This is a genomic window from Azospirillum sp. UFLA03-27 (genome assembly GCF_059803775.1).
Window position 1 is genome coordinate 1 of sequence record NZ_JAUQTX010000158.1, and the last position, 16173, is coordinate 16173.

The 16173-nt window shown below is 68.0% G+C and carries 13 protein-coding genes; 7 read left to right on the forward strand and 6 right to left on the reverse strand.

Annotated features, from left to right (window positions below):
- Positions 1-222 precede the first annotated feature (222 nt).
- The 5 genes from Q4I23_RS21310 to Q4I23_RS21330 form a co-directional block, all read right to left on the reverse strand.
- A complete protein-coding gene (locus Q4I23_RS21310) occupies positions 223-1194 on the reverse strand; it encodes a carbon-nitrogen hydrolase family protein (RefSeq protein WP_454019700.1) in 972 nt (323 codons plus the stop codon).
- Positions 1191-1892, reverse strand: a complete 702-nt coding sequence (locus Q4I23_RS21315) for a flavin reductase family protein (RefSeq protein ID WP_498527526.1) — start codon at positions 1890-1892, stop codon at positions 1191-1193. The genes Q4I23_RS21310 and Q4I23_RS21315 overlap by 4 nt, the downstream gene beginning before the upstream one ends.
- A gap of 71 nt (positions 1893-1963) precedes the next feature.
- Positions 1964-3022: an ABC transporter substrate-binding protein gene (locus tag Q4I23_RS21320; RefSeq protein ID WP_498527527.1), complete on the reverse strand. Its 1059-nt coding sequence runs from the start codon at positions 3020-3022 to the stop codon at positions 1964-1966.
- Entirely contained in the window at positions 3019-3861 is an 843-nt protein-coding gene (locus tag Q4I23_RS21325; RefSeq protein ID WP_454019697.1) for an ABC transporter ATP-binding protein, read from the reverse strand. Before Q4I23_RS21325 ends, Q4I23_RS21320 begins: the two co-directional genes overlap by 4 nt.
- 17 nt (positions 3862-3878) lie before the next feature.
- Positions 3879-4718, reverse strand: coding sequence for an ABC transporter permease (locus Q4I23_RS21330; RefSeq protein WP_498527528.1), 840 nt, complete (start codon positions 4716-4718; stop codon positions 3879-3881).
- Positions 4719-5013: 295 nt separating this feature from the next.
- On the opposite strand from Q4I23_RS21330, the gene Q4I23_RS21335 reads away from it, so the two are divergent.
- The 5 genes from Q4I23_RS21335 (at position 5014) to Q4I23_RS21355 (ending at position 10649) form a co-directional block, all read left to right on the forward strand.
- On the forward strand, positions 5014-5763 hold the full coding sequence (locus Q4I23_RS21335; protein ID WP_200486611.1) for a TrmB family transcriptional regulator: 750 nt from the start codon (positions 5014-5016) through the stop codon (positions 5761-5763).
- Positions 5764-5963: 200 nt separating this feature from the next.
- Positions 5964-6416 carry a c-type cytochrome gene (locus tag Q4I23_RS21340; protein WP_454019695.1) on the forward strand — a complete coding sequence of 151 codons (453 nt, stop codon included), beginning with the start codon at positions 5964-5966 and terminating at the stop codon, positions 6414-6416.
- 16 nt (positions 6417-6432) lie between these two features.
- Complete coding sequence (locus tag Q4I23_RS21345) at positions 6433-7785, forward strand: cbb3-type cytochrome c oxidase subunit I (RefSeq protein ID WP_237906699.1); 1353 nt, start codon at positions 6433-6435, stop codon at positions 7783-7785.
- Positions 7786-7886: 101 nt separating this feature from the next.
- Positions 7887-8699, forward strand: coding sequence for a CbbQ/NirQ/NorQ/GpvN family protein (locus Q4I23_RS21350; protein ID WP_498527529.1), 813 nt, complete (start codon positions 7887-7889; stop codon positions 8697-8699).
- 27 nt (positions 8700-8726) lie between these two features.
- Positions 8727-10649: a nitric oxide reductase activation protein NorD gene (locus Q4I23_RS21355; RefSeq protein WP_498527530.1), complete on the forward strand. Its 1923-nt coding sequence runs from the start codon at positions 8727-8729 to the stop codon at positions 10647-10649.
- 4 nt (positions 10650-10653) lie between these two features.
- Here the strand turns inward: Q4I23_RS21355 and Q4I23_RS21360 are convergent, their stop codons facing one another.
- On the reverse strand, positions 10654-11556 hold the full coding sequence (locus Q4I23_RS21360; RefSeq protein WP_498527531.1) for a ferritin-like domain-containing protein: 903 nt from the start codon (positions 11554-11556) through the stop codon (positions 10654-10656).
- A gap of 249 nt (positions 11557-11805) precedes the next feature.
- Here Q4I23_RS21360 and Q4I23_RS21365 point away from each other — a divergent pair, with 249 nt between their 5' ends.
- Both Q4I23_RS21365 and nosZ read left to right on the forward strand, forming a co-directional pair.
- Complete coding sequence (locus Q4I23_RS21365) at positions 11806-14055, forward strand: 4Fe-4S binding protein (RefSeq protein WP_498527532.1); 2250 nt, start codon at positions 11806-11808, stop codon at positions 14053-14055.
- A gap of 52 nt (positions 14056-14107) precedes the next feature.
- Complete coding sequence (gene nosZ / locus Q4I23_RS21370) at positions 14108-16051, forward strand: TAT-dependent nitrous-oxide reductase (RefSeq protein WP_454019690.1); 1944 nt, start codon at positions 14108-14110, stop codon at positions 16049-16051.
- Positions 16052-16173 lie beyond the last annotated feature (122 nt).

Sequence of the window (16173 nt, forward strand, 5' to 3'; positions counted from 1 at the left end):
CGCTTCGATCAGCGGATGCAGAATCTTCCATTCCGCGTCCGTCAGAACCTCGCTTCCGTACTCAACTGCCATCCCAATCAAATGGGCACGGACCTCAAGCGCTAACAGCCCCTAACCCTCTCCCCGCTTTCGGCGGACCAAAGGTCCGCCTGTCGCGTCAGCGCAAAGTGTTTGCGCGTGAGCAGAGGGGAGAGGGGATTTTAAAGGCGATTACCGTGCCCGTCAGGCCGCCTCTTCGACCTTCTCGTTGCGCTCCGGAAGGGCGGCCTCGCGCACCGTGGCGACCGGCGCGCGCGGGGTCTCGTCGACGCGCATGCTGAACAGGTCCGGCCGCGCGTAATGGCCCACCGGATCGAAATCGAGCTTGGCGCCGACCAGATCCTCGACGTCCACCTCGGCGGTCAGGATGCCCTCCGCGTCGACCAGCGGGCCGGCCAGGATCTCGCCGAGCGGCCCGACGATGACGGAGCGGCCGTGCATCATCCACTCGTCCGGCCCGGCGTCGATGCGGCTGGCGTAGTCCTCCGGGAAGTCCGAGCGGCGCATCACCTGACAGGCGCCGATCACGAAGCAGCGCCCCTCCATGGCGACGTGGCGCATGGTGGCGATCCAGCTTTCGCGGTCGTCCGCCGTCGGGGCCGCCCAGAGCTGGACGCCCTTGGCGTAGTAGGCCGCGCGCATCAGCGGCATGTAATGCTCCCAGCAGATGGCGCCGCCGACACGGCCGAACGGCGTGTCCATGACGGTGAGGGTCGAGCCGTCGCCGAACCCCCAGACCAGCCGCTCCGACCCGGTCGGCATCACCTTGCGGTGCTTGCCCATCCGGCCGTCCGGCGACAGGTAGAGCACCGTGCAGTAGAGCGTTCCGCCGTCACGCTCGATGACGCCGACGACCGCGTGGATACCGTGCCGCGCGCAGGCCGCCGACAGCGTCTCGGTCTCCGGTCCCGGCACCGTGATCGCGCCGCGGACGTAGCGGGCGAAGTCGGCGCGCCCCTCCGCCGTGCGCCGGCCGATCGAGCAGCCGAAGTCGAGCCCCTTCGGGTAGCCGCCGATGAAGGCTTCCGGGAAGACGGCGAGCGACGCGCCGGTGGACGCCGCCTCGGCGATCAGGTCGACCGTGCGGGCGGTCGCCGCGGCGGCGTCGAACGGCACCGTCGCCGCCTGCACCGCGGCCACTTTAACCTTGGTCATTCTTGTCGTTCCTTGCAGTGTGTTTCGGTGGATTGAGGCGCGGTGTCGGCCCAGACCGGCCTCACCAGATCGAAGACGTCGCGGGTGCGCAGATAGGCCGAGGGGCCGTGCATGCGGGCGACGAGGTCGAGCGCCTCATGGTCGATGCGGGGACGGTCGGGGTTGCCGGTCAGGACGCGCGTCGCGACATGGGCGTGCAGCACCTCACCCACGAACAGCCACTGTCCGGGACCGCTTTCGAACTCGTGGACCAGACGGCATTCGAAGGCGACCGGCGATGCGGCGATGCGCGGCGGCCGGACCGCGACGCTCGGCAGGGTGGCGAGCCCGGCGAGCCGGGTCTCGTCCACCTCGGGCGGCGCCTCGACGCAGGTGAGGTTCATCGCCTCGGTGAGAGCGAAGGGGACGAGGTTGATGACGAACTCGCGCGTCGCCCGGATGTTGACCGCCGTGTCCTTCGGCCGGTCCGGGCGCGCGAGCACGCCGAGACAGACCACCGGCCGGTCGGAGCCGAAGACGTTGAAGAAGGAGTAGGGGGCCGCGTTCACCCGTCCCTCGGCCGAGCGGGTGACCGCCCAGGCGATCGGCCGCGGCAGGACCGCGGCGGTCAGAAGGCGGTAGCGGTCGGGTGCCGGCAGCGTGGCGAAGTCGAAATGGCGCGTTGGAGGGGCGGGGGCGTCGTCAAGTCGTAGGGTCATGAAGTCTCCTTCGGCGCGGCCCGGCACGGCCGCCGCCCCGTCCTGCGCGATGCGTCGGGATCGCCGGCCGATCAGCCGACGATCTTGACCGTCTTCGGATCGAAGTTCTGGGCGGCGAAGGCGGCGTCCACCTTGCCGGCGATGGTCGTGTCGACGAACTTCGAGACGTCGGGCAGGCGCGGCAGAAGCTTCGCCTCGACGCCCCATTCGGCGAGCTGGTTCAGCTTTTTGATCTGCTCGTCGGAGAGCGCCGCCTTGATGTCGGTGGGCGCCTTGGCGTTCCAGGCGGGGTCGTAGCCCGACGCCTTTTCCAGCACGGCCTCCGGGATGTTCTTCGCCGGCTCCAGCGAGCGGAACCAGCCGTTGACGAGGTCGTGGTTCTGGCTGGCGAAGTACAGCGCCTGGGAGTTGGCGAGCAGGAAGCGTTCCGCCACCTCGGGCCGGTCCTTGAAGAAGCGGTTGTTCGCGGTCAGCACGATGACCGGGGTCAGATTCTCCGAAACGACCTGGGCGAAGCCCGCGTTCTCGAAGAAGCTCACGAACGGGTCGTAGGTGAAGAAGGCGTCGATCCGCTGCGCGCCCACCGCGTCGGCCAGCTCCGCCGGGCCGACATTGACGAAGGTCATGTCGCGGCCGGGGACGAGGCCGGCCTTGGTCATCGCCTCCTGGGCGTTCTGGAAGGCGGTGATGCCGAAGGTGCCGTAGACCTGCTTGCCCTTCAGCCCGGCGACGTCGGTGATCCCCGACTTCTTGGTCACCAGCACCGCCGAGCGGAAGCGCGCTTGCGAGGCGATGGTGGTGACCGGCGCCCCGACCGCCATGGTGGTGACGGCGGCGAAGTCGGACAGCGTGCCGACGTCGGCCGCGTTCGACACGATCGCCTCGTTCACCGCCGGCGAGGCGTTGAGCTGGATCATGTTCATGCGCAGGCCGTTGCGGGCCGCGATGTCGGTGCGCATCAGCACATGGGCGATCTGGGCCGAGACGGTGGTGGTGTTGAACCAGCCCATCTTGACGACGTCCGCGCCCTGCGCGCGGAGGATCGCCGGCTTGGCGAGGGTTGCGGCGGCGGCGATGCCGGCGGCGAGCTGGCCGAAACGACGGCGCGAGAGTGTCGAGGTCACGTTCATTCCCCTTTTTGCCATTCGGGTTTCAGGGTCTCCCACAGGTCGTTGACCGTGGAGACGAACCAGGGATCGGAGCGCATCTCGGCCGTGCGGGGCCGCGGCAGCGGCACGGTGACCTCTTCGCGCACCCGGCCGGGCCGCGGGCTCATCACCACCACGCGGTCGGCCAGGAACACCGCCTCGTCGATGCCGTGGGTGACGAAGATCACCGTCTTGCCGGCCTCGGACGAAATGCGGGCGATCTCCTCCTGCAGAAGCACGCGGGTCTGCGCGTCCAGCGCGCCGAACGGCTCGTCCATCAGCAGGATGTCGGGGTCCGGGGCGAGCGCGCGGGCGATGGCCGCCCGCTGCTTCATGCCGCCGGAGATCTGGTGCGGGTACTTTTCCTCGAAGCCGGTCAGCCGGACCATGTCGATCAGCGAGCGGGCGATCTCCGCGCGCTCCTTCTTCGCCATGCCCTTGGCCTTCAGGCCGAACTCCACGTTCTGCTGCACGGTCATCCAGCCGAACAGCGCGTAGTCCTGGAAGACGACGGTGCGGGACGGGTCCGGCTTGACGATGGGGCGGCCGTTCTGCAGGAGCGTCCCGCTCGACGCCGACTGGAAGCCGGCGACGATGCCGAGCAGGGTCGACTTTCCGCAGCCCGAGGGGCCGAGCAGCGAGATGAACTCGCCGCGGCGGATGCGCAGATCGACCCCGTCGAGCGCGACCACCATGTTGTCGGACGAGGTCCCGCCATAGACCTTGCCCAGATTCCGGATGTCGATCTGGATGTCGGCCGGCTGGGCCTGCGGCGCGCCGGGGGGCGGGGCGGGGGTCTTGAGTGCGGTGTTGGCGGCCATGTTCCTTCGCCTCCTGCTCAATTGCGCTCGGAAGGCGCCCAGGCGTTCACCCGACGCTCGATCCGTTCGAGGACGGCGGACATGGCGAAGCCGACGAGACCGATGGCCACCATGCCCGCGACGACGTTGTTGATCTGGAACAGCATGCGCGACTGCTGGATCAGGTAGCCGAGGCCGGTCTGCGCGGCGATCAGCTCGGCGGTCACCACGCACATCCAGCCCACGCCCAGCGCGATCCGCAGCCCCGGCAGGATAATCGGCAGGGAGGCGGGGATCAGCACGTCGGTGAAGAGCTGCCAGGGCGTCGCGCCGAGGCAGAGCGCCGCGTTCATCTGGTTCCGGTCGAGGCCGCGCACCGCCGTGTAGGTGGCGACGAAGGCCGGGAAGACGGCGCCGAGGAAGACCAGGAAGTAGGACGCGGCGTCGCCGAGCCCGAACCACAGGATGGTGATCGGGATCCAGGCGAGCGGTGGGATGGGGCGCAGTGCCTCGACCACCGGCCGCACGAAGTCCGCGACGCCGCGCCACCAGCCGCACATCAGCCCGAGCGCCATACCGACGACGCAGGCGAGCGCGAAGCCGACGGCCACCCGCTGCAGGCTGGCGCCGAGATGGACCCACAGCGAGCCGTCGAGCGCCATGTCCCAGAGCGCCCCCGCCACCGCGACCGGCGAGGGCAGAAGGAAGGCGTCGATGACGCCGAGCGAGGTCAGCGCCTGCCAGACGGCGAAGAAGGCGGTGAGGCCCAGCGCCGCGCGGAAGGACCGGTCCGTCAGAATGCGGGGAGTCACGGCGCGGCGCGGCGCTCTCTGCATGAAGGGCGGTGCCGCCGCATGCGCTTTTGAATTCGCTTCCATCACCTTCCCTCGTTCCACCGTTCGGCGCCGCCTCGCGGGACGTCAGCGTCCTTGGACGACGACAAAACGATGACAGTGTCGGAAAAACCCGTCAATTCGAAAAATACAAATGAACGGCGCTCTCCAGGCCTAAACTTGCCGTTTTAACGGGCATTTTGTGGAAGAAAAGCCCATTTTATCGTCGTCTTGCTAAAGCAGTGACGCAAAGAGTCGGCATTTTATCGGCAAAAACCGACGATGGACGGGTGGCGCGGAATCGGGCATGTTGCGACGCGATTCAAAAGGGAGCACGTTGGTGAATCTTGAGGAGAAGCTGTCCCGGATCGGCATATCGGGGACGCTCTACAAGCTCTATCTGACGACGATCCGTCTTGGCGGCGGCTCCGTGACGGAGGTGGCGGCGGGTGCCGGCATGGCCCGCACCACGGCGCACGACGCTCTCGCCAAGCTGGAGGCGGAAGGGCTCGTCCGCTTCGTCGATCACGGCAAGCGCCGCTTCGTGGTCGCCCAGGACCCGGGCATCCTGCTGGAGCGCAGCGAGGCCCGGCGGCAGATGCTCGAGGATGTGATGCCGGTGCTGCGGTCGATGTACCATCACGAGAACGGCCAGCCGAACGTCCGCTTCCATCCCGGTCCCGAAGGCATCCGCACCGTCCTGTGGGAGACGCTGAGCGGCGATGAGAAGGACCTGCGCGCCACCCTCTCCATGCGGGAGCTGATGGTCGAGCCGGGGCTGGAGGAGATGGAGCGTTACCTGAAGGAGCGGGCGCGGCGCGGCATCTGGCTGCGGGTGATCCGCTCGGAGGAGCGCGACATCGCCCCGATCTGGCCGTCGAGCCAGGAGGAGCGGCGCGAACTGCGCTACGCGCCCGCCACCTACAACCTGGCGATGACCTGCTTCATCCACGGCAGCAAGGTTTCGGTCATCTCGTCGGCTCGCGAGAGCTACGGCCTGATCCTCGACAGCGCCGATTTCGCGGCCTTCCAGGCGTCCATGTTCGACGCCATGTGGAGCCTGAGCACCCCGGCGCCGACCATTCCCTGAGCGCGCCGGCCGCGGGAAGCGCCGGGTTGGCCCGGCGCCCGCTTTTTCACACAGCCCTCAAATCCGGGCCGCGGCCGTCCACTTGACCGCCGTCAAGGATAGTCGCACCAAATCGGTCAACTTTCTCCGTCATGGCGCACGGCCAACGCTGCTCAAGGCCCCTCCGTTCCACGAAGGCCTGACCCAGGAGAAACGAACGCATGACGGAACGCTTCACCAAAGCGGCCGCCCGAAACATTTTTTACGGCGGATCGCTCTTCTTCTTCGCCGCCTTCGTCTCGCTGACGGCGGCAAGCCACATCTACGTCGTCAACACCGGCACCGACAGCAAGGGGCTGACCGACAGCGTCGCCCGCGGCAAGCATGTGTGGGAGAAGAACTCCTGCATCAACTGCCACACGCTGCTGGGCGAGGGCGCTTATTTCGCGCCGGAGCTGGGCAATGTCTGGATCCGCTACGGCGGCGACAAGGACCCGGAGGGCGCGCGCGCCGCGTTGGCCGGATGGATGGCCGCCCAGCCCAGCGGCATCGAGGGCCGCCGCCAGATGCCGCAGTTCAACCTGACGGAGCAGGAGGTCAACGACCTCGCCGCCTTCCTGGAATGGACCAGCCGCATCAACACCCAGAACTGGCCGCCCAAGATTTCCGGCTGACGAAGGACGAAAGGCCATGAAATACGAATCCCAAAAGGTCGCGCTGCCCTACTTCTACGGCGCGCTGGCCCTGTTCGGCGTTCAGCTCCTGGTCGGCCTGCTGGCCGGCACGGTCTATGTGCTGCCCAACGTCCTGTCGGAACTGCTTCCCTTCAACATCCTGCGGATGATCCACACGAACGCTCTGATCGTCTGGCTGCTGATGGGCTTCTTCGGTGCGGCCTACTACCTGATTCCGGAAGAGGCGGAGCGCGAGCTGCACAGCCCGAAGCTGGCCTACATCCAGTTCGGCCTGTTCATGTTCGGCGCGCTGGCCGCCGTCGTCGGCTACGTCTTCCGCATCCACGAGGGGCGCGAGTTCCTGGAACAGCCGACGTGGATCAAGGTCGCCATCGTCGTCGTGGCGCTGATGTTCCTCTACAACATCTCCATGACCGTACTGAAGGGCCGGCGCACGGTCATCACCAACATCCTGGTGATGGGGCTGTGGGGCATCGCGATCTTCTTCCTGTTCTCCTTCTACAACCCGACCAACCTCGCGCTGGACAAGATGTACTGGTGGTACGTCGTCCATCTCTGGGTCGAGGGCGTGTGGGAGCTGGTGATGGCCTCGATCCTCGCCTTCCTGATGATCAAGATGACCGGCGTGGACCGCGAGATCGTCGAGAAGTGGCTCTACGCCATCGTCGGGCTGGCCCTGTTCTCCGGCCTGCTGGGCACCGGGCACCATTACTACTGGATCGGCACGCCGGGCTACTGGCAGTGGATCGGCTCGCTGTTCTCGACGCTGGAGGTCGCCCCCTTCTTCTTCATGGTCGTCTTCGCCGTGAAGATGGTGCTGAAGGGCGGGCGCGATCACCCCAACAAGGCGGCCCTGCTCTGGTCGGTCGGCTGCGCGGTGACGGCCTTCTTCGGGGCTGGCGTCTGGGGCTTCCTGCACACGCTGTCCTGGGTCAACTACTACACCCACGGCACGCAGGTGACGGCGGCGCACGGGCATCTGGCCTTCTTCGGCGCCTATGTGATGATCAACCTCGCCATCTTCAGCTACGCCATGCCGCATCTGCGCGGCGTCGCGCCCTACCACCAGACCCTCAACAAAGCCAGCTTCTGGCTGATGACTGGCGGCATGACGGTGATGACCTTCGCCCTGACCTTCGCCGGTGTCGTGCAGGTCCACCTGCAGCGCGTGATGGGCATGGACTACATGACCGTCCAGGCGGAGATTGCTCCCTTCTACTGGGTGCGTCTGGCCGCCGGTGCCGCGGTGTTCATCGGCGCCGTCCTCTATCTCTACGCTCTGCTCGGGCCGGTGCCCGCGGGCCGCAAGAGCACCGGAATCGGTGCCGCCGTGCAGCCCGCCGAGTGACCAGGGCCTTCCCCTCCTCCGCACGCCGGGGGAGGGGACCCTTCTTTTCCGACTTCCGTTTTGGCCTTCCGTTTTGGCCTTCCGTTTTCGAGGAGACACCCATGACCCGCAGCGCCCTGAAGGCCATCGCGGACGACCTCGACATCCCCTACTACAAGGCCGTCGGCGACGAGTGCGAGCTGTTCGAGCACGCTTTCCGCCACCGCCTGCCGCTGCTGCTGAAGGGGCCGACGGGCTGCGGCAAGACGCGCTTCGTCTCGCACATGGCAGCACGTCTGGGGCGTCCCCTCTACACCGTGTCCTGCCACGACGACCTGACCGCCGCCGACCTGACCGGGCGTTACCTGCTGAAGGGTGGCGACACGGTGTGGGCGGACGGCCCGCTGACCCGCGCCGTGCGCGAGGGGGCCGTCTGCTACCTCGACGAGGTGGTGGAGGCGCGCAAGGACGTGACCGTCGTGCTCCACCCGCTGACCGACGACCGCCGTCTGCTGCCGCTCGACCGCACGGGCGAACTGCTGGAAGCGCCGGACGACTTCATGCTGGTGGTGTCCTACAACCCCGGCTACCAGAACGTCCTGAAGACCCTGAAGCCCAGCACGCGCCAGCGCTTCCTCGCTATCGAATTCGACTTCCCGGCGCCGGAGGACGAGGCCGTCATCGTCGCCCGCGAGAGCGGCCTGCCGGAGGCGCGCGTCGCCCCACTGGTCCGTCTGGCCGGCGCGCTGCGCGCCCTCAAGGGCCAGGATCTTGAGGAGGGTGTATCCACCCGCCTGCTCGTCTATTGCGCGACGCTGATCCGTTCCGGTGTCAAGCCCGAACGGGCCATCCGCACCGCGCTGATCGAACCGCTGACCGACGACGCCGACGTGCGGCAGGCGCTGCTGCGCGTCGCCGACATCGCCCTGGGTTAAGAGAAGCCGGGATAAGGGAAACGGATCATGCTGTCGCTGCTCGAGCCCGAGGAGTTCATCGGCCGCCACTGGCACCGTCTGGTCGGCGGCCGGTCGAGCCTGCCGCACCATCCCGATGCCGCGGTGACGCTGGAGGTGATCCGGCCCCGGCTGGCGGTGTTCTTCCGCGGGCTGGGCGGTGACCGGGGCGTGCGGTTGGCCGCCGCGGCGCGGGCGTCCTCTGGCCACCGGCTGTCGGTGCTGGAGCGCATCGGCCTCGGCACCGAACGGCTGGAGCGGCCGGCGCTGGACGGCGACGTGCTGCAGTTGCCCGCCCTGCTCGACGTGTTCCCCGACGCGGCGCTGAACGAGCGGCTCTACGAATGGCTCGCCGCCTATTTCGCGCACGCCGAGGCCGATGGCGAGGCTGCCGCCGGTCCGTTGCGGGCCGACCCGCTGCGGGCCGATGTGCGGGCGCTGCGGCAGGCCCACGCGACCACCGCGCGGGTTCTTGCGCGCTGGCCGGGTTTGACCCGCCTGCATGGCGAGCTGTGCGCGGCGCTGGTCGCCGTCCGGCCCAAGCGCTCCCTGCCGAAGGACGAGGCGATGGTGGAGGCGGCGGTGCTGGCTCTGCTGGGCGCCGGTGACGGCGGCGCGGCGCTGGACGGGACGATTCCCCTGGACCGCTTCACCGCTCCCGCCGGCTACAAGCCTTTCCTGCCGGTGCCGCTGTGGGGCGAGGTGTCGGGTCCCGCGCCGTCCGGTGCTTCGGCTGCGTCCGATGCGACGGAGGACGAAGCCGCAACCCCTTCCGCCGAAAGCGACGGCCAGCGCCGGAAGGCGACGCGGCGCGACAGCGATCAGGTGCAGCGCGAGGATCCGCTGATCCTGAACCGTTTCGAGAAGATCTTCGGTTTGGCGGAGATGCTGAACATCCCCCGCCCGGTCGATGACGACGACGAGGACGCCGCCCGCCAAGCCGCCGACGACATGGAGGAGATCGCGCTCGCCCAGCATCAGCGCAAGCCCTCGACCCGGCTGAAGCTCGATCTCGATCTGGCGCCCGCCGCCGTGGACGCGGCGCCGCTGACGGCGGTGCTGACCTACCCGGAATGGGACCATCGCCGCCGCGCCTACCACCCCGCCCATTGCCGCGTCGTCGCCGAACCGGCGCCGGAGGACGGCGAGGACTGGGCGCCCGACGAGGCTGCCCTGCGCCGCATCCGGCAGGTCCGCCGCCAGTTCGAGGCGCTGCGTCCGAAGCGCATGGTCTTCACCAGCCAGCCGGACGGCGACGACCTCGACCTCACCGCGCTGGTGCGCCGCTGCGCCGACCAGCGTGCGGGCGGGGCGGGCAGCGACCGCGTCTATCAGGCGGCGCGCAACGCGGCGCGCGATCTGGCGGTGGCGGTTCTTGTCGACACCTCGCTGTCCACCGACGGCTGGGTGGACGGGCACCGCGTGCTGGATGTCGAGAAGGAAGCCCTGCTGGCGCTGTCCAACGGGCTGAACGCCTGCGGCGACCCGCACGCCATCTTCGCCTTCACCTCGAAGAAGCGCGACTGGGTGCGGGTGCAGACGGTCAAGGAGTTCGACGAGCCCTTGAGCGCCCGGGTGCAGCGCCGCGTCCAGGCGCTGAAGCCCGGCCATTACACCCGCATGGGGGCGGCGCTGCGCCACGCCGCCGCACGTCTGGCGGAGCGGCCCAACCGGCACCGCCTGCTGATCCTGCTGTCGGACGGCAAACCCAACGACGTGGACCATTACGAGGGGCGCTACGGCATCGAAGACACCCGCATGGCGATTCAGGAGGCCCGCCGCCAGGGCATCGCCCTGTTCGGCATCACCGTGGACGCCGAGGCGCGCGACTATTTCCCTTATCTGTTCGGTCGGGGCGGCTACGCGATCTTCCCGCAGGTCACGCATCTGACCAAGGCCCTGCCGGCGCTGTACCGGCAGGTGGTGGGGTAGCTTCTTACCCCCTCGCCTCGATCCGCTCTGCCAGCAGCGCGAGGTGGCCCACCACGGCCTCCTGAAGGCGCAGGGATTCGGTCAGGACCAACTCGTCGGTCGCCTGGGCCGCCACGTCGCCGAAGGCTTCGGCGAGCCGTTCGGAGGCGGCGATCGCCGCGCGCAGGCAGGCGGGCGCGGTGTCGGGAACGGCGGCCTGGGACGCCGCCGCGTCGGAGCCGGCCGGAATCAACGCCCGTTCCTCTTCGGCAATTCGGCTCAGCAGCGCGGCACCGTCACCGTTGCCCAGGGCGAGCAGGCGCACCGCCAGCGCGTTGTGCTCCGCGGCGGTGGCGGACAGCAGGGCGACGGCCAGCCGCTCCAGTTCCGCTGGCGTGTCCGCGCGGGTCGGCTTGTGCTCCGCCCGGCCCCGTTCGCGGCGGAAGGCCTTGCGGCGCTCGCGCCGGAGCAGGGCGGCGTGGCGAAGCTCCTCGCGGGCAAGCGACTCGGCATGGGTGCGCACGGCGTCGTCCGGGGCGTTGGCGGCGATGTAGCTGTAGAAGGCGAAGGCGCGCTGCTCGTTGACCACCGCCAGCGACAGCGCCTGATAGGGCGTCAGCCGCGTGCGCTCGGTCAGCTCTTCCCAGGAGGCGGCAAGCTCCGGCGGCAGGCGCCAGAGGAAGGCCGGTGCGTCGGGGGTGGGGCGGCCGAGGCTGCGCGCCCAGCCGTCCACCGCCTGCACATGGTCCTGCTCTTCCGCAATCAGGGCGCGGAAGGTGGTGGCGGTGTCGGTCTCGCCACGGCGGTCCATCAGAGCCGCCAACTGGATGTAGCGGCGCACCGCCTCCTGCTCCAGCGCCAGGGCGATGCCCAGAAGATCGTCCAGCGAGCGGACCCCGCCCTGAGGCTCGTGGCGCAGCAGCGGCATGTCTTCACCTCAATTTCGAAATACAGTTTGCCTAAAATACAATCTTGTGTCCCGCACGGTCATAATGAGCGGGACGCCGGGAGGAGGATAGTCCGGACTCATTTTCTCCGAATTGACGCCGGTCAAGAACAGGGTTCCGAACTTGTGGTCTCATGGCCGCGTCAAAGGGGCCTGCGGCCTCTTGATCAAGATCAAGACATCAGGGCAAGGGAAATGGTTGCAGACTTCTTGCGGAGGACACGCGTACTGGTGGCTGGGCTGCTGATTCTGCTGGCCGGTCTCGGCACGGCGGACGCGGCAGAAGCGCTGCTGGCGCGGTATCTCGGCACGGTGCAGCCGGGCGATCTCGCCGCCGGTGCGGACCGCTTCGGCGCCCCCCTGCCGAACGCGCCGCTGGTTCCCGTCTACAAGGGCGACACGCTGGTCGGCCACGCCTTCCTGACCTCCGACTTCGTGAACACGACCGGCTATTCGGGCCGTCCGATCCATGTGATGGTCGGGCTGGCGCCGGACGGCACGGTGACCGGGGCGAAGCTGGTGGACCATCACGAGCCCATCGTCCTGATCGGCATCCCGCCCGCCAAGGTCAATGCCTTCATCGACGGCTACGTCGGCAAGAACGTGCTGACCCTGGCCTCGCAGAGCGCGTCCAGCCCGCCGGTGGACATCGTGTCCGGTGCCACCGTGACGGTGATGGTGATCGGCGATTCGATCATCCGTTCCGGCAAGAAGGTCTTGCAGGCGCTGGGCGCGCCGGGAGCGGCCGAGGCCGCGCCGACTGTGACCCGCAGCCTCGACCTGTCCAAGACGGGAATCGAAGACTGGGCCACGCTGGTCGGCGACGGTTCCGTGCGCCGCCTGACGCTGACGGTGGGCGAGGTCAACGCCGCCTTCGAGCGCACCGGCAAGGCCGAAGCCGCCGCCCGTCCCGAGGCCGGCGACCCGAACGACAGCTTCATCGACCTTTACGCCGCGCTCGCCACCATTCCCGCCGTCGGCCGCTCCCTGCTGGGCGACGCGGAGTACGAGGCGCTGGTGCAGCGGCTGAAGCCGGGCCAGCATGCCATCGTCGTGGCCGGGCAGGGGCGCTATTCCTTCAAGGGCTCGGGCTATGTGCGCGGCGGCATCTTCGACCGTTTCGAGCTGGTCCAGCATGAGGGCGCCATCCGCTTCCGCGACCGCCTGCACAAGCGTCTGGGCTCCCTGGCCGCGGCGGGCGCGCCGAATTTCCCCGAGATCGGCCTGTTCGTCATCCCCGAAGAGGTCGGCTTCAACCCCGCCGATCCGTGGCGCCTGCAGCTTCTGGTCCAGCGCGCGACCGCGGCGCTCGACAAGGCCTTCGTCACCTTCGACCTCGGCTACCAGCCGCCGGAGAAGTTCCTGAAGGTCGAGCCGGTGGCCGCTCCTGCCGCTGCCGCGGCGCCGGCCTCCGTGACGCCGGCCACCGTGGCTCCGATGGCCGCCGCCCTGGCGGAACAGGACGCGGCCGACGAGATCCCGCTTTGGCGGCGCATCTGGGAGAACCGGCTGTTCGACGTTGCCGTGCTGGCGAGCGCGATCCTGCTGCTGACCGGCATCTTCTTCTTCCAGGACCAGCTCGTGAAGCGCCCGGCCCTTTACGAGCGGGTGCGCACCGGGTTCCTCGTCTTCACGCTGGTCTGGCTCGGCTGGTACGCGACGGCGCAGCTGTCGGTGGTCAACGTGCTGACCTTCGCCAACGCGCTGCGCACCGACTTCCGCTGGGACTATTTCCTGATGGACCCGCTGGTGTTCATCCTGTGGTTCTCGGTCGCCGCGTCGCTGTTGTTCTGGGGTCGGGGCGCCTTCTGCGGCTGGCTGTGCCCGTTCGGCGCGCTGCAGGAACTGGCCTCCAAGGCGGCGAAGACGCTGGGCGTGCGCCAGATCGCGGTGCCCTTCGGGCTGCACCAGCGGCTGTGGCCGATCAAGTACATGATCTTCCTGCTGCTGTTCGGCCTGTCGCTGACCTCGCTGGCGACGGCGGAGAAGGCGGCGGAGGTCGAGCCCTTCAAGACCGCGATCATCCTGCATTTCGTCCGCGACTGGTGGTTCGTCCTGTTCGCCGTGGCCCTGATCGCCGCCGGCCTGTTCATCGAGCGCTTCTTCTGCCGCTACCTGTGCCCGCTGGGCGCGGCGCTCGCCATCCCCGGCCGGATGCGGATGTTCGACTGGCTGCGCCGCTACAAGGAATGCGGCAACCCGTGCCGGCGCTGCGCCAACGAGTGCCCGGTCCAGGCGATCCACCCCGACGGCTCGATCAACCCCAACGAATGCATCCAGTGCCTCCACTGCCAAGTGCTCTACCACCACGACCGCAAATGCCCGGTCATGATCCAGAAGCGCCTGAAGCGGGAGCGCCGCGACGCTTCCCAATCCACCGGCCAATCCACCGGCACGGTTGCCGAGGCCAAGCCCCGCGCCGCCGTGCTGACCACCGATCCCGCCACCGGGCACCTGTCCGCCCGGCCGGAAGGACTTTGACCCACCAGGTCGAAACAAGAGCCCCGTAAGGGGACATCGAAGGAGTTCACCCATGTCGGAAAATAAGGCGTCGAACATCAAGGTTGAGCGGACGGGCGTGAACCGCCGCGATCTTCTCGGGGGCACCGCCAAGGCGGCGGCGCTGGCCGGAATCGCCGGCGCGGTGGCCGGCGGCACGGCGGGAGGCGCGCTGTTCGGCGCCGGGCCGGCCGCGGCCGCCGGGGCGGGCAACCAGAAGTACGAGGTCAAGCCGGGCGATCTCGACGAGTACTACGTCTTCCATTCCGGCGGCCAGTCGGGCGAGCTGCGCATCCTCGGCCTGCCCAGCATGCGCGAGCTGCACCGCATCCCGGTGTTCAACCGTTGCAGCGCCTCGGGCTGGGGCCTGACCAACGAGAGCCGGAAGATCCTGACCGAGGGTCTGACCGAGGAGAACCGGAAGTATCTGGCCAACCACGGCGGCACTTGGCTGAACGGCGACTTGCACCACCCGCACATGTCCTTCACCGATGGCACCTACGACGGGCGCTACATCTTTGTGAACGACAAGGCGAACACCCGCGTCGCCCGCATCCGCTGCGACATCATGAAGGTCGACAAGATCATCGACATTCCGAACGTCTCGGCGATCCATGGCCTGCGTCTGCAGAAGTACCCGCGCACCGGCTACGTCTTCGCGAACGCCGAGCAACTCGTGCCGATGCCGAACGACGGCAAGAACGTCGATCCGAAGAACTACCGGACGCACTTCTCCGCCATCGACGGCGACAGCATGAAGGTGTCGTGGCAGGTCCGGGTGGACGGCAACCTCGACAACACCGAGGCGGACTACCAGGGCAAGTACGCCTTCTCGACCTGCTACAACTCCGAAAGCGGCGTGACCACCGCGGAGATGACGGCGAACGAGCAGGACTGGATCGTCATCTTCAACATCAAGCGCATCGAAGAGGCGGTGAAGGCCGGCAAGGTCGAGGTGATGCACGGCGTGCCGGTCGTGGACGGCCGCCACGGTTCGCCCTTCACCCGCTACGTGCCGATCCCCAACAGCCCGCACGGCATCAACGCGGCCCCGGACGGCATCCACGTCACCATCAACGGCAAGCTGTCGCCGACGGTGTCGGTGATGGACGTCCGCCTGCTCGACGACCTGTTCGACGACAAGATCAAGCCGCGGGACGTCATCGTGGCAGAGCCGCAGCTGGGCCTCGGGCCTCTGCACACCGCCTATGACGGGCGCGGCAACGGCTACACCACGCTGTTCCTCGACAGCCAGATCGTGAAGTGGAACATCGACAAGGCCAAGCGCGCCTACAAGGGCGAGAAGGTCGATCCGATCATCCAGAAGCTGGACGTGCACTACCAGCCGGGTCACACCCACTCCTCAATGGGCCAGACCAAGGACGCCGACGGCAAGTGGCTGATGGTGCTGAACAAGTTCTCCAAGGACCGCTTCCTCAACGTCGGTCCGAGCAAGCCGGAGAACGACCAGCTCATCGACATCTCGGGCGACGAGATGAAGCTGGTGCACGACGGCCCGACCTACGCCGAGCCGCACGACACGCTGATCGTCCACCGCTCCAAGCTGAACCCGAAGAGCGTCTTCACCCGCGACGACCCGATGTGGGAGGAGGCCCGCCAGCAGGCCAAGAAGGACGGCGTCAACCTGGACGACGACGCCAAGGTGATCCGCGAGGGCAACAAGGTCCGCGTCTACATGTGGCAGCGCGCTCCGGCCTACGGGCTTGAGGAGTTCACGGTCAAACAGGGCGACGAGGTGACGCTCTACATCTCCAACATGGACGATGTGGACGATCTGACCCACGGCTTCACCCTGTCCAACCACGGCATCGCCATGGAGATCGGGCCGCAGCAGACCAGCTCGGTCACCTTCATCGCCGAGCGTCCGGGCGTGCATTGGTACTACTGCCAGTGGTTCTGCCACGCCCTGCACATGGAGATGGGCGGCCGCATGATCGTCGAGCCGCGCGCCACCTGAGGCACCGTTTGCCCCCTCCCTGATCCTCCCCCGCTTCGCAGGGGAGGGGAATTCGGCCCTCCCCTGCGTCAGCGGGGGAGGGCTGTCTCTTATACACATCTCCGAGCCCACGAGACTATAAC

Bases quoted from the DNA above. Each gene is read 5' to 3' on its own strand.
- Q4I23_RS21345 (WP_237906699.1), top strand. From the start codon at position 6,433: ATGAAATACGAATCCCAAAAGGTCGCGCTGCCCTACTTCTACGGCGCG.
- Q4I23_RS21330 (WP_498527528.1), bottom strand. From the start codon at position 4,718: ATGGAAGCGAATTCAAAAGCGCATGCGGCGGCACCGCCCTTCATGCAG.
- Q4I23_RS21355 (WP_498527530.1), top strand. From the start codon at position 8,727: ATGCTGTCGCTGCTCGAGCCCGAGGAGTTCATCGGCCGCCACTGGCAC.
- Q4I23_RS21315 (WP_498527526.1), bottom strand. From the start codon at position 1,892: ATGACCCTACGACTTGACGACGCCCCCGCCCCTCCAACGCGCCATTTC.
- Q4I23_RS21340 (WP_454019695.1), top strand. From the start codon at position 5,964: ATGACGGAACGCTTCACCAAAGCGGCCGCCCGAAACATTTTTTACGGC.
- Q4I23_RS21320 (WP_498527527.1), bottom strand. From the start codon at position 3,022: ATGAACGTGACCTCGACACTCTCGCGCCGTCGTTTCGGCCAGCTCGCC.
- Q4I23_RS21310 (WP_454019700.1), bottom strand. From the start codon at position 1,194: ATGACCAAGGTTAAAGTGGCCGCGGTGCAGGCGGCGACGGTGCCGTTC.
- nosZ (WP_454019690.1), top strand. From the start codon at position 14,108: ATGTCGGAAAATAAGGCGTCGAACATCAAGGTTGAGCGGACGGGCGTG.
- Q4I23_RS21325 (WP_454019697.1), bottom strand. From the start codon at position 3,861: ATGGCCGCCAACACCGCACTCAAGACCCCCGCCCCGCCCCCCGGCGCG.
- Q4I23_RS21360 (WP_498527531.1), bottom strand. From the start codon at position 11,556: ATGCCGCTGCTGCGCCACGAGCCTCAGGGCGGGGTCCGCTCGCTGGAC.
- Q4I23_RS21350 (WP_498527529.1), top strand. From the start codon at position 7,887: ATGACCCGCAGCGCCCTGAAGGCCATCGCGGACGACCTCGACATCCCC.